Below are 14,290 nucleotides of genomic sequence, written 5' to 3' on the forward strand. Positions count from 1 at the left end.
TCATAAGAAAAGCATCGATTAGGATGCTTTTCTTTTTTCAGTCATCTGCATAATCATGCTATGAGCAATACTTCCTTTAAATGGGATCTGTGGTAACTGATCGAATTTAAAAAACTGAGCATCACTGATCTCTTCAAGTTGTAATTGGATCTCTCCAGACTCATATTCAGCATGAAAGGCAATCATCAAATTGCTCGGGAATGGCCAAGGTTGGCTAGACATATAACTTATATTTTTAAGCTTTAGGCCAACTTCTTCCATCGTTTCACGTTGTACTGCTTCTTCTAAAGTTTCACCAACTTCTACAAAACCAGCGATTAAACCATACATATTGCCTTTGTTATGGGCTGATTTAGCAAGTAATACTTCATTGCTACCGCGTGTGATAATGGTGATTATACAAGGCTGAACACGTGGATATTGATGATAACCACAAGCTGGACAAATCATGGCATATTCTTTGGCATGAATTTCAGTACGATGACCACAGTGACTACAGAACTTATGATTACGACGCCATTCAAGCAGTTGTACAGCGCGACTGGCCTGTAGGAAATCTGATGTTGACCAAGTCTGAATCAAATCACGGATAGGAACAAGTTGAAAGCCTTCCGGGATGATTTCGCCTTCTAACAGGTCACGTGCAATGACATGATCATTTGGATGTATGGGAAGATCACTTGCTAACTTTTCAACTTTAGGCAGTTGAAAATTTTCATCGACTAACAGTTTTTGGTGTTGGAAAATATAAGCAAGTGATCGTTGAGACATTAGGCTGCTATCGTTTGTAATTGCTGACTATTTGATAATGCCACATCAAACATAGATTGCAATACAGGTTGTTTATTCCTTAAGTTATCCACCAACAAATCTAAACCTGCTACGACATTGAGTAGACAATTGATTTGTTCAGCATCTAATGCTTGGTTCTGCGCAAGACGGTGTTGAGCAAAATCTGCTGCACCTAATAATGCAGTTTGTTGTGCGGTACTACCTAAGAATTGGGCTGCACCTGACAGTTCTTTGAGATAGTCAGGCAAAGCTTCAATGCTATGTGAGGTCGGATCTTGGGCATATAAGCTGAGAGTCTGCGTAAGCGTCTCGATTAATGTTTTCGTTTCAGTCAATAAAGCTTTATGTGCTTCATCTAAACGATCAAGTGAGATTTGTAGATTATTCACACGAAGCTGTAGACGGCTAGAGGTATAATTGCGCTCTAAAATACCAATTGAATTCATTGAAGCTAAAATACCATTCATTAATTGTTGAACTGAACTAGCGTCGGTCAGGAAATCAGAATGGCTTAGTTTTTCAGCTTGTTGTGTGATCTCTTTTGCAGCTTCATTTAAATTGAGAACTTTGAAAACATTGGCAAGTTGATTGAGCTTTTGCTGAATCTCTTGAGTTTTCTCTGTGGACATGTTTTGGTAGTTGTACTCAATTTCATTACGAATTTGGGCCATTTCATCCGTCATCAATCGGCTAACGGTATGAATGGTTTCATAGTCTGGACCATAAAGATGACGACTCAATACTTGAAGCTGGGTGTCACTCAGTAACTCGTCACCAATATTGAGTTGATCACGAATGTGATGCGAAATATTGTTTTCTTGGCTGATACAAATCGATAATACATCCGCAAGATCACTGAGTTCAGCTGTATATGTAGACGGCTGGTTTAAAAACTTAGCAATATTGGTTTCGATTTGAATAAGCGTTCGTAACCGAGCTTCGGTAATAGAAAGCTCATCAATTAAACCTAAAGCAACGTTGACTAATTGCCAATATTGTTGACTTGGTAGCTCGGTAGATAATCCAGCTAGATAAACACCTACAAGTTTAATGCCTTGTAAATCAAGAGGAGTTTCTGTCTGTTTAATCAGTTTATGCAAACATAACTTATAAAGCTGATGGATGTATTGAGATTTCTCTAGTGTTGGAGCAAGTGGCAGATTAAAACGAGGACTAATCAGACTCAGTAGAGGCTGAATTGTTTGACCTTCTTTGGTTAATGGCTTGCCCAAAGCTAGCTCTAAACGATTCAAGGTATCGAGTAAGAACTGAGGAACTTTAACTTCGCGTAAACAAATAAACTCAATATAGCGTTTCAGCATGGTCGTACCTTCACTCAACGCAACCACATCACTGGTTTTAATTTGTTGAGGTTGGGCCATGATCTTACGCATAAGTTCACTTGAGTATTGGGTAATTTGCGATAAATGTGGCATATCAATCAGTGCAAGTACCTGAGTGCATTGCTCAAACTGATTGAGTGCATCATCTATTCCGAAGGGTAAAGCTTGTTCTTCGGCAAGGGTATTGACCGCTGTTTCTACCAATTTAATCGAATTGTCGATTTCATTTTTTATTATTAATAATGCCGTTGGGTCGAAATGAATCGAGGTTTGGTAAGACATATGACCTACACCTTTCCTGAGTTGTTATATCCATGGACCTCCTTTTGAGGAGGTCTAAATCACTTACAGTTAATATAACTTAACTTTGAAGGCTTGAAATATAAAAAGCGACATTGATTCAAAAATTTATTTTGCGAAAAGGCAAGGTTCTCCGTGTTTTTCTTCAAATTGTTTGACCCACGTCTCATGTTCATTTAACTCATGTTCAGATGGACGAATCACAGCTAAGTCAATTTGGACACGTTGACGTGTGGTTTTATTTTGATTTTGTTCATGTTGAGATAATGCATCGATGTCAAATGAAACCTGTCCACCTGTCATCGCAAGGTAAACATCGGCTAAAATTTCAGCATCGAGTAATGCGCCATGGAAGGTACGATCTCGTGCTGGGATCTCATAGCGTCTAACCAATGCATCCAAAGAATTCTTTTGTCCAGGATGCTTATTCTTTGCGAGTGCTAAGGTATCTGTAACTTCACATACCTCTGAAAGTAAAGGTAAACCAACACGTTTAAACTCCATATCGAGGAAGTTCATATCGAATGTTGCGTTATGCGCAATGATTTCAGCACCTTTTAAATAAGCAAACAGGGCATCTGCAATTTCAGCATACTTTGGTTTGTCTTGTAGAAATTCATCAGTGATACCGTGCACATCAACCGAGTCGCCTACAGGTTTTTCTGGATTAATATAAATATGAATCGAACTACCCGTGAGTTTACGATTGATCATCTCAATCGCTCCGACCTCAATGATACGATCACCATCTTGATAATAGAAACCCGTGGTTTCAGTATCGAGGATAAGTTGACGTGGGCCTTGCAACTTTAATTTAGCTTCGGTCACAACAATGTGTGGATGTTGATTCGTTACCACTGATTCCATAGTTTGAACTGGATTTTCTGCTTCAGCTTCATCTAGCAGAGTCACTGACTCATTTTCAGTATCTAACTCATCATTCATTTCATCTGTATCGAGGTCTAAACCCAAAGGATCATTCAAAAGCCAATCGGCTTCAGACTTTTTTATATCAGCGTTAGCCTGTGTTGATGCTTTGAGTTGTTGAGCAGTTTGTTCAGCCCCTAAGTTTGCGAGTTGATCCGCCATTTCATTGCCAGCATGACCAGCATGACCTTTGATCCAATTCCATTCGATATCACGATTGGCGCAAACAGCATCTAATTTTTTCCAAAGATCTGGGTTTTTTACATCCTTCCAGTTTTTCTTCTTCCATCCATGAATCCATTCGGTAATCCCTTGTTTTACATAATTAGAATCTGTCCAAATGATAAGGTGTGCATCGATTGGGCAAAAAGAAATACCTTCAATTGCAGCTTGTAGCTCCATACGGTTGTTCGTTGTTTCTGCTTCACCACCGAACAGTTTATGTTCTTCTTGTTCTGTAATGATATATGCACCCCAACCACCTAAGCCTGGATTGCCTTTGCATGCGCCATCAACATAAAGAGTGATTGTTTGTGACATATTTGAACCTAAACAATATATGAGTAAAAAACTTGATCTATTTTGCAATAAAGTCAGCAAAAATAGCCGAAGAGAATATTAGCACTCCCTCGAATATCATGCATTGTAAAGCTAAAATCAGATGTTGTGAGTTACAAAACTCATGTTTTTTAATTTCTTGTAACATTTCCATGCAAATCACGTTAAATTATTGCCTTGTCTATGTAGCAGGCTTTACTACAATGGCTATCAAAGTAATAAACTAGCGTAAGTTGACTGGAAGATTTTATGTCTAAATCGAGCACATTGGTGTCGCGTACATCTGCAACATCATTATTCAAAATCACTGTACTCACTTCTGCTTTAGCTGCGCTGGGAATTACAACGGGCTGTTCTTCGACACCTCATTCTGCAAAAACCTCATCTTCTAAGCAACTTGGATCGGGTTATTTAGATGCGAGTAGCTTAGACTCGCTTGAAGATCTGTTATCTGCCACAGATATGCGTGCAGTAGAAGGTGATCGTCTACTCGTGTTGAAACATGGTGATGTGTGGAAGCGCATGACTGTGGGTTTCAAAATGGATTTGAATCGTTGGGACTCGCGTATTGAAGCTCAGCGTGGTTGGTTTATTTCGCGACAACCGTATTTGGATCGATTGAGTGCACGTGCTAGTCGCTATTTGTACCATACTGTTAAAGAAGCTGAACGTCGTGGCATGCCAACTGAATTAGCTTTGTTACCTGTTATTGAAAGCTCTTATGATCCAGCGGCAACAAGTAGTGCGGCTGCGGCAGGTCTATGGCAGTTTATCCCGAGTACGGGGCGTATTTATGGTTTACAGCAAACGAGTCTTTATGATGGCCGCCGTGATGTGGTGGAGTCTACACGCGCTGCCTACGAGTTCCTTGGGAGTTTATACAACCAGTTTGGTTCTTGGGAGTTAGCTTTAGCTGCTTATAACGCTGGTCCTGGTCGTGTACAACAAGCGATTAATCGAAATCGTGCTGCAGGTCTGCCGACTGATTATTGGTCATTAAAATTACCACAAGAAACCATGAACTATGTGCCTCGCTTCTTGGCAGTTGCACAAATTATTAAAAATCCAAGTGCGTACGGGGTGTCATTGCCTCCAATTGCGAATCGTCCACACTTTCGTGAGGTGTCATTATCTGGACCTATGGCATTGAGTGAAATTTCTACAATCACGGGTCTAAGTCGTGCTGAGTTATATGCATTGAACCCTGCACATCGTGGTGAAGTGATGGACCCAACGAGCCCGATGCGTATTTTGATCCCAGCAGATTTAAGCCCATCTATCGATGCTCGACTTCGTTCAAATAAATCATCTGGTGGTTTCTGGGCGAGTAAAACGCCACCACCAGCGATGAATACTTCATCAAATACAAGTACAACAGTTCGTACAACGACAAGTACGACTGCACCATCAAGTAACACCACAGTAAAAACAACACCAACGATGACGGCGAGTAGTACCACTACTCGTCCAAGTTCAACGACGACGAATACTAGAATCTCTACACCAAGAGGGTCTGATGCATTGGCTTCTTTTGCAGCAGCGGCAGATGTTCCAAGCGCACCACGTATTCCAGTAGCGGTTACACCAGCAGCCAATGTAAAACCAGTAAGCACCGAGCCACCGATTTCGGGCAAAGAACGTGAGCAAATTCTTGCAGCCATGAAAGCCGAAGGTCAGCAGAAATCAGTTACTCAAGTTTTAGAGCCGCAAGCCACACAAGCTGAAAAAGATCAGGTCGTTGCTGAAATCAAGGCAATTGCACCAAAGGGTACGGAGATCGTCGATCCGTTTGATGGAAAAATTAAGTTAACAGCGATTCAGACTAGCCAATCTGTAGCAGATGAAAAAGGACAAGAAGTAAGCAAAGGCTTTGCTTATCCAAGAAATCTAGTTGAAGATAAAGTTACTGCCAATAGCGAAGATGCAAAACGTAACCAAGGCAAACCTTATATTAGTACAGATACAGAAGTAGTTGTCGTCGCACCAAAAGGTAAGCGCAGTACTTATGTGGTACAACCAGGTGACACGTTGGCTGTTATTGCCCAAAAAAATAGTGTGAACTGGCGTGATATCGCAAAGTGGAATCAAATTGATCCTGCTGGTACTTTATTTGTGGGTACGAGCTTATATTTATATGATGCAAAGCCACAAGCTGAGACTACAAAAGCGACAGAAACTAAACCAGAAAGTTATGTGGTACAGTCTGGTGATAGTCTCACTAGTTTAGCCAGTCGTTTTGATTTAACGATCAAACAGTTGGCGGACTATAATAATTTATCTATTACGGATGGATTGTTGGTCGGTCAACGATTAACCTTAAAAGAACCAAAGAATAATCCCCGTACATCACAGCAAACTGCTCGTGCAACTGAAGCAAAAGCTGCGACCTCACAAAAAGTTGCGACTAAATCATATACGGTTAAACGTGGTGAGTATTTGAAACTCATTGCAGATCGTTATGCGTTGTCAAATCAAGAACTGGCAGATTTGACTGAAGGATTGTCGGCAACAAGTAGCTTGATGGTTGGACAGCGAATCAATGTCCCATTACAAGAAGTGGGGCAGACCGAAGAAACAACCAATACCAAGAATACTGTAAAACATGAAAATGTTACGGCATCAACCAGTTACAAGACAGAAAATTATACGGTGCAGCGTGGTGATACCTTGTCGAGTATTGCTACTCGATCAAAGATCACACTGAATGAGTTGGCGGAGTTAAACAATTTAAAAGCCAATAGTGGTATTCGCCTTGGACAAAGTTTGAAGATTCCTGCTGGCTCAACGGTGCCAGATCAGTATGTGGTTCAGTCAGGAGATAGCTTGAATGCGATTGCCAGCCGATATAATTTACAAGTAAGTTACTTGGCTGACTTGAATGGTTTAAAACCGACTTCAGGTGTGCGTATTGGACAGCGTCTGAAATTAACAGGTGAAGTCGCAAGTGTTGAAGCGCCAGCACCTGCGGAGCCAACGAGAAATAATTCTGCTGCTACAAGCAGTCGCAATACAAATACTGAGCAATATACCGTGAAAGCAGGTGAGTCTTTAAATAGTATTGCGAACCGTTTGGGAATGACAGGCCGTGAACTTGCTGACTTAAACCAGCTGCGTGCCAATACAGGTTTACAGCGCGGTCAAACCATCTTGATCCCGAAAACAGTAACTGAATATCGTGTTAAACGTGGTGATACTTTAATTGGGTTGGCAAGTCGCTATGGGATGCAAACCACAGCATTGGCTGAAATGAATGACTTGGCTCCGAATACACAGTTACGTATTGGTGACGTGATTAAAGTTCCAAATCTATAAGGATATATATGCACTTGTCTCATGGAAGAGCACAAACTCTCATCCTTTTATTTGGTCTAGGGTTGGGTAGTCAATTTAGTTTGGCTGCTCAACAAACGACGCCTTTTTTGGCAGTACATGCAACGCCTCAGTACACCCATTTAAAAGTGATGCCTTATGCAAATGTTGATGCACCTAAAGGCGGAATCTTAAGCCAATCAAGTAATGGAACCTTTGATAACCTGAATAGTATGAATGGCAAAGGCAGTTCAACGGATGGAGTCAATTATCTATTTGATACCTTGATGGATTCTTCGTTAGACGAACCGAATGTCATGTATCCATTGCTGGCAGAAAAGGCAACCTACGATCCACATAAGCCTAAATTTGTTATTTTCTATCTGAATCCTAAGGCTCGGTTTAGTAACGGTGATGTGCTGACTGCTGAAGATGTTAAATTTACTTTTGATACCTATCAGCAAAAAGCCAATCCTGGACTAAAGATGTATTTGTCTGATTTGGAAAAAACAGAAGTTTTATCTAAGTATCAAGTCAAATTTACTTTTCGATCTGATGATAATGCAGAAATGCCACTCATCGTGGCAAGTTTACCGATTTACTCCAAAAAAGACTGGCAGAATAAAGATTTTACCCGTGTAACGATGCAACCAATTTTAGGGTCAGGTCCTTATTTGATTGATCGGATTGATGCTGGGCGGAGTATCACCTATAAACGAAATCCAAATTATTGGGGTAAAGACCTTCCTGTCAATCGTGGACGTTATAATTTTGATCGCCTTAGATATGTGTACTATCGTAATTTAGATGTAACCTTTGAAGGGTTTAAATCTGGACAGTTCACACTGCATGAAGAGAATACGTCTCGTCGCTGGGTAACCGAATATAAATTTCCTGCTGTCCAAGCGGGACTTATCAAAAAATATAATGCAAATTTAGCCAAGCCTCTAGATTTTCAGAGCTTTGTATTTAATACAAGGCGAAAACCCTTAGATGATATCTATTTGCGTAAAGCTTTGAGTTATGCCTACGATTTTGAGTGGCAAAATAAGGCTTTGTTTTATGGACAATATCAACGTTTACAGAGTTATTTTGCAAATAGTGAGTTAGCTGCAGTTGGACGACCATCATCCGCTGAGCTTTCGGTCATCAATCCTTATTTATCAAAATTAAACCCATTGATGCAAAAGGGTTTTTTGGCTGATTGGAAATTTCCTGCATCAGATGCTAGTGGTTTCAACCGGAAGAATCTACTATCAGCTCGCCAAATCCTACAAGATGCGGGGTATTCGGTTCGCAATGGTCGTTTACTTGATCGTCAGGGTAAACCCATTGAAATAGAACTGCTAATTCATCAAGATGGTTTACAACGTACTTTGATGCCTTTTGTTCGCAATTTGAAGCGTTTAGGTATAACGGTAAATATTCGGCATGTTGATGTGCCACAGTATATAGAAAGAATGCGTCGTGGTGATTTTGATATGACCACGATGCGTTTACCGCAAACCATTACACCAGGGAAAGAACAAGCTCAGTTTTGGGGAAGTAAAGCGGCTGATGAAGAAGGGAATTATAATTTTGCAGGTATTAAAAATCCTGCCATTGATCAAGTAATCCAAAAAATTATTGCTGCTGAAAATCGTGAACAGGTTGTATTACATACGCGGGTATTGGATCGCTTATTGCGGGCAGGTTATTATCATATTCCAACTTATGGTAAGCCTGAAATATGGTTGGCATATTGGGATATGTACCAACAACCGAAGCAAAAACCAAAATTATCTATTGGTTTGGATTACTGGTGGGTAGATGCTGAAAAAGCGAAGAAAGTAGATCAATATTTACGTAGGAAATAATCAGTCTGGACAATAGGGATAAGATTGATGAGAACATATATATTAAAACGGCTATTACTGATTATTCCAACTTTGTTTTTTATTTTGTTGATTAATTTTGCAGTGATCCAAATTGCACCCGGTGGACCTGTCGAACAAGCAATCCAACAGGCACAAAGTTTTCAGGGAGTGGGTTTATCTGGAGGGGAAACTGCACAAAGTTCTCAGACACAGTATCAAGGTGCGCGTGGCTTAAGTGCAGAAATGGTTGAGCAGATTAAAGCTCAGTATGGCTTTGATAAGTCTGCACCAGAACGCTTCTGGTTGATGCTTAAGGGCTATCTTTCTTTTGATTTTGGGACAAGTTTCTTTAAAGATAAACCTGTTACTCAATTGCTCTATGAAAAAATGCCTGTGACGATTTCGTTGGGTTTATGGAGTACGCTGTTAATTTATCTAGTGTCTATACCTCTTGGCATACGCAAGGCCAAACAGCATGGCTTAATCTTTGATAAATCGACCTCGTTGTTATTGGCAGTGGGTTATGCTGTTCCATCTTTTGTCTTTGCGGTATTGCTCATTGTATTCTTTGCGGGTGGGAGTTATTTTCAGTGGTTCCCGCTACAAGGGCTGGTATCTGAAAACTTCGCTCAACTGAGCATGCTCGATAAAATTAAAGATTACTTCTGGCACATGAGCTTGCCACTATTGAGTATCGTATTGGGTGGATTCGCAGGTTTAACCTACCTTACAAAATATTCCTTTATGGAAGAATTAAATAAGCAATACGTACTGGCAGCACGTTCAAAAGGATTGACTGAAAACCGCGTGTTATATGGACATGTTTTTCGTAATGCCATGCTGATCGTGATTGCAGGATTACCTGAAGCATTGGTGGGGATTTTCTTTGTGGGTAATTTATTCATCGAGATTATTTTTAACTTAGATGGACTGGGGCTATTGGGGTTTGAGGCCATTGTCCAGCGTGATTACCCTGTGATTTTTGGTACGTTATTTTTATTTACCTTGCTTGGTTTAATTTTACGTTTGATCAGTGATGTGTTGTATCAGGTGATTGATCCTCGAATTAACTTTGATTCACGAGGAGTCAAATAATGTCACCAGTGATGAAAAGCCGTTTAACGCGTTTTAAAAAAAATAAATTGGGTTTCCGATGTTTTATTCTTTTTACCATTATTTTTATATTATCTCTGGCCGCAGAGTTTATTGCCAATGACAAGCCGTTATTGGTGAAATATCAAGATAGCTTTTATTTCCCTGTTTTTAAAGACTACCCTGAGACGACTTATGGTGGGGTATTTGAGACTGCAACGGATTATCAAGACCCTGCTGTACGTGAGTTAATCTCTGCACATGGCTGGATGATTTCACCGATTGTTCCATTTTCATACCAAAGTCCAAATTTGGAATTGACAGTGCCTGTCCCGTCTAAACCCACAGCACAAAACTGGCTGGGTACGGATGATCAAGGGCGCGATGTGTTGGCGCGAGTGCTGTATGGTTTGAGGGTGTCGTTGTTATTTGGTTTTGCTTTGACAATTTGTGCCGCAGTTTTAGGCATCATTGTGGGAGCGGTTCAGGGCTATTATGGTGGTTGGGTCGACTTGCTTGGACAGCGTATTCTTGAGGTGTGGGGTGGATTGCCAATGTTATTTATGGTGATGATCCTCGTGAGTATGTTTACACCCAATGTATATTGGCTATTTCTGATTATGCTGTTATTCGGCTGGACAGCTTTAGTGGGGTTGGTTCGTGCAGAGTTTTTACGCGCGCGAAATTTTGATTATGTGCGCGCTGCCCGAGCATTGGGCGTTAGGGATCGTACAATTATTTTTCGACATATTTTACCGAATGCCATGAGTTCAAGCTTGTCGCAATTACCATTTATGTTGACAGCGAATATTACAGCATTAACTGCACTGGATTTTTTAGGTTATGGTTTGCCACCAGATGCAGCTTCACTTGGTGAATTATTACTACAAGGGAAAAATAATTTAAACGCACCTTGGTTGGCATTGTCGGGCTTTTTTACCCTCGCAATTGTGTTGTCATTATTGATTTATATTGGGGAGGCAACACGTGATGCATTCGATCCAAGACAATGATTTAAAAAAAGATCATGTACTCAATGTTAAACAATTAACTGTTACGACAGAGACAGGCCAAGTTTTAGTTGATCAATTGAGTTTCGATTTAGCTGCGGGTGAAACAGTCGCAATCGTTGGTGAGAGTGGTTCAGGGAAATCAGTTAGCAGTTTGGCCTTGCTCGGATTGTTACCGAGCCATTTAAATATTCAGGGTCAAGCATGTCTGAACGATCAGGACTTATTGGCTTTAGATTCAATCGCATTACGTCAAATTCGTGGGCAAAAAATTGCCATGATTTTCCAAGAACCAATGACTGCTTTAAATCCTTTACATCGTGTTGAGAAAATCATTGGTGAAACATTATCGTTACAGGGGTGGCCAAAAACAAAAGTAAGAGAAAAGGTCATTGCCTTATTAAATGATGTGGGCATACCCGAACCTGAACAAAAATTACGTCGTTATCCCCATGAGTTGTCTGGTGGGCAAAGACAGCGCGTGATGATTGCTATGGCATTGGCACTTGAGCCAGACATTCTGATCGCCGATGAGCCGACAACAGCACTGGATGTAACTTTACAAACACAGATTTTAAACTTGCTTAAACAGTTACAGCAACAACGTAATATGGCAATGATTCTGATCAGTCACGACTTGAATCTTGTTAAGCGCTATGCAGATCATGTCATTGTCATGAATAAGGGAAAAGTAGAAGAGCAGGGTGCGATCACGGAAATTTTTACCCGACCTCAAGCGAATTATACACAACATTTATTGGATCATGATTTTGGCCAAGCCATCCCATATGTAGAGGGACAGGTTATTCTTCAATTAGAACAATTAGCCGTAAGATTTCCAATTAAACAAGGGCTGCTGAATCGCGTAAAAGATTATTTTACCGCAGTTGAGCCATTGAGTTTGAGGTTAGAGCAAGGAGAGTCTCTAGGCGTTGTAGGAGAAAGTGGATCAGGGAAATCGACTTTGGCCTTAGCAATTACCCGTTTGATTGAAAGTGATGGGCAAATTGTTTTCTTGGGGCAGGATTTGAATCAACTGAATGAAAAAAGATTGCGCCCTTTGCGAGCAGATTTTCAGATTGTGTTTCAAGATCCATTTAGCAGTTTGAACCCACGTATGACGATCGGGCAGATTATTGGTGAAGGATTGGCACTGAAAGTATTGGATCAAGCACTGGTAGATCAACAGATTGAAAAGACGTTGGAAAAAGTGGAATTGCCGATAGACTTTAAAAGTCGATATCCGCATGAGCTTTCTGGTGGGCAACGGCAACGCGTTGCTTTGGCACGCGCTCTAGTTTTACAGCCGAAATTGATGATCTTGGATGAGCCGACTTCAGCATTGGATCGCACAACACAGCGGGCGATTGTAAAGTTGTTGAGACGACTGCAACAACAAGAGCAAATTAGTTATATTTTTATCAGTCATGACTTACAAGTCATCAAAGCGATTTGCCAAAAGGTGATGGTGCTAAGACACGCAAAACTTTTGGAATATCAAACTACTGAGCTACTTTTTTCACAACCTCAAACTGAATATACCCGTCAGTTGATTGCCGCAAGTCAGTACTAGTCTTGTAATTAAATTGACATATGGTATTGTCAAATTATAGGAAGGTTATTTGACCACATGAATAATTAGATGAAGTTAGGGTATAAGCCCTAATTGGGATAGCAGAGGATGACCATGAGTCAGATCGCAGACAGTATTAAGATTCGTAATACGACATTTAAAAATCGCATCATCAAAGGGGCGATGAGTGAAGCATTAGCCAACCATGATGGACAGCCGAATGAGTTGCATATTGGTTTGTATGAGGCATGGGCGAAAGGTGGTTTGGGTTGTGCGATTACGGGCAATGTCATGGTCAACATTGCTGCAAAGAATGAACCTGGTGTTGTTGCTATCGAAACCGAACGCGATTTGGCTAAATTACAGCAATGGGCTGCGGTAGGTAAAAAATACGGTATGGTGCAATTGATCCAATTGTCTCATCCAGGTCGTCAATGTCCTAAGGGATTAAATAAAGAAACTGTTGCGCCATCAGCTGTTCCTTTTAGTCCAATGTTAGCCACAATGTTTGGTACGCCTCGTGAACTCAGACATGACGAAATCTTAGATATTATTCAACGCTTTGCAACAGCTGCTGCAATCTGTGAGAAAGCTGGTTTTGAAGGCGTGCAGTTACATGGTGCTCATGGCTATTTGATCAGTCAATTTTTATCACCACTGACCAACAAGCGTACTGACGAGTGGGGTGGTTCTATCGAGAATCGTATGCGTTTCTTGTTAGAGATTTATAAAGCTGTTCGTGCAGCGACATCTGATGATTTTATTATTTCTGTAAAACTCAACTCTGCCGATTTCCAGCGTGGAGGAATCACCGAAGAAGATGTGATCAATGTATTTAAGTCTATTGATGCCGCTGGCATTGATATCATTGAAATTTCAGGTGGTACTTATGAAGCGCCAGCGATGGCAGGTGCGAAAGCAGAGAAACGAAAAGCAAGCACGATTGCACGTGAAGCTTATTTCTTGGAGTTTGCTGAGAAAATACGTCAGCACGTGTCTTGTAAGTTGATGGTTACTGGTGGTTTCCGCACTGTAGAAGGGATGAATGCTGCGCTTGAAAGTGGTGCATGTGACTTTATTGGTATTGCTCGTCCACTGGCCGTTGAAACAGATTTAACTGATCGTTTGATCGCAGGGCATGACGTGCGCTACGCCGTAAATCAAATTAAAACGGGTATTCCTTTTGTCGATAAAATGGCAATTATGGAAATCATTTGGTATGCAGCACAGTTCAAAGCGATTGGACAGGGCAAAAAACCAAATCCTAAATTATCACCATTACTGGTATTCTTAAATTATGCAAAAGGGAATATTAAAGCGGTGGTCAAAGGGCGCGTGAATTCTCGAAAATCAGCATAGTATTTGGGACTCTTCGGAGTCCTTTTTAATTTTTTATAAATAAAAAAGCCACTGTCGGTATGATGCAGTGGCTTTTTTGAATTTGGCGTCCCTACGGGGATTCGAACCCCGGTTACCGCCGTGAAAGGGCGATGTCCTAGGCCTCTAGACGATAGGGACTTCTTGAGGTGG

Annotated in this window: 9 protein-coding genes and 1 tRNA gene; 6 read left to right on the top strand and 4 right to left on the bottom strand. The window is 40.8% G+C overall.

What is annotated here, in order from left to right; all coding sequences use genetic code 11:
- Positions 1 to 18 precede the first annotated feature (18 nt).
- From nudC to dnaQ, 3 genes are all read right to left on the bottom strand, one after another.
- Complete coding sequence (gene nudC, locus HMPREF0023_RS01090; RefSeq protein WP_005081970.1) at positions 19 to 771, bottom strand: NAD(+) diphosphatase; 753 nt, start codon at positions 769 to 771, stop codon at positions 19 to 21.
- Positions 771 to 2,417, bottom strand: a complete 1,647-nt coding sequence (locus HMPREF0023_RS01095; RefSeq protein WP_005091045.1) for a hypothetical protein — start codon at positions 2,415 to 2,417, stop codon at positions 771 to 773. Before HMPREF0023_RS01095 ends, nudC begins: the two co-directional genes overlap by 1 nt.
- A gap of 126 nt (positions 2,418 to 2,543) precedes the next feature.
- On the bottom strand, positions 2,544 to 3,902 hold the full coding sequence (dnaQ, locus tag HMPREF0023_RS01100; RefSeq protein WP_008940948.1) for a DNA polymerase III subunit epsilon: 1,359 nt from the start codon (positions 3,900 to 3,902) through the stop codon (positions 2,544 to 2,546).
- A gap of 267 nt (positions 3,903 to 4,169) precedes the next feature.
- Between dnaQ and HMPREF0023_RS01105 the strand changes: the two genes are divergently transcribed.
- The 6 genes from HMPREF0023_RS01105 (at position 4,170) to HMPREF0023_RS01130 (ending at position 14,119) form a co-directional block, all read left to right on the top strand.
- Positions 4,170 to 7,232, top strand: a complete 3,063-nt coding sequence (locus tag HMPREF0023_RS01105; RefSeq protein ID WP_005091042.1) for a lytic transglycosylase — start codon at positions 4,170 to 4,172, stop codon at positions 7,230 to 7,232.
- Between the two features lie 8 nt (positions 7,233 to 7,240).
- Positions 7,241 to 9,085 (top strand): extracellular solute-binding protein, encoded by a 1,845-nt coding sequence (locus tag HMPREF0023_RS01110; protein ID WP_005091040.1) that lies wholly within the window; start codon positions 7,241 to 7,243, stop codon positions 9,083 to 9,085.
- Between the two features lie 27 nt (positions 9,086 to 9,112).
- Positions 9,113 to 10,180: a microcin C ABC transporter permease YejB gene (locus HMPREF0023_RS01115; RefSeq protein ID WP_004638439.1), complete on the top strand. Its 1,068-nt coding sequence runs from the start codon at positions 9,113 to 9,115 to the stop codon at positions 10,178 to 10,180.
- On the top strand, positions 10,180 to 11,190 hold the full coding sequence (locus tag HMPREF0023_RS01120) for an ABC transporter permease (RefSeq protein WP_005091037.1): 1,011 nt from the start codon (positions 10,180 to 10,182) through the stop codon (positions 11,188 to 11,190). Before HMPREF0023_RS01115 ends, HMPREF0023_RS01120 begins: the two co-directional genes overlap by 1 nt.
- Positions 11,168 to 12,760, top strand: a complete 1,593-nt coding sequence (locus HMPREF0023_RS01125) for an ABC transporter ATP-binding protein (RefSeq protein ID WP_005091035.1) — start codon at positions 11,168 to 11,170, stop codon at positions 12,758 to 12,760. Before HMPREF0023_RS01120 ends, HMPREF0023_RS01125 begins: the two co-directional genes overlap by 23 nt.
- A gap of 114 nt (positions 12,761 to 12,874) precedes the next feature.
- Positions 12,875 to 14,119, top strand: a complete 1,245-nt coding sequence (locus HMPREF0023_RS01130) for an NADH:flavin oxidoreductase/NADH oxidase family protein (protein ID WP_005091034.1) — start codon at positions 12,875 to 12,877, stop codon at positions 14,117 to 14,119.
- Positions 14,120 to 14,202: 83 nt separating this feature from the next.
- Here the strand turns inward: HMPREF0023_RS01130 and HMPREF0023_RS01135 are convergent.
- Positions 14,203 to 14,278 (bottom strand) — tRNA-Glu (locus tag HMPREF0023_RS01135).
- Positions 14,279 to 14,290 lie beyond the last annotated feature (12 nt).

Origin of the sequence: Acinetobacter sp. ATCC 27244, assembly GCF_000156555.1 — a bacterium.
GTDB lineage: Bacteria > Pseudomonadota > Gammaproteobacteria > Pseudomonadales > Moraxellaceae > Acinetobacter > Acinetobacter haemolyticus.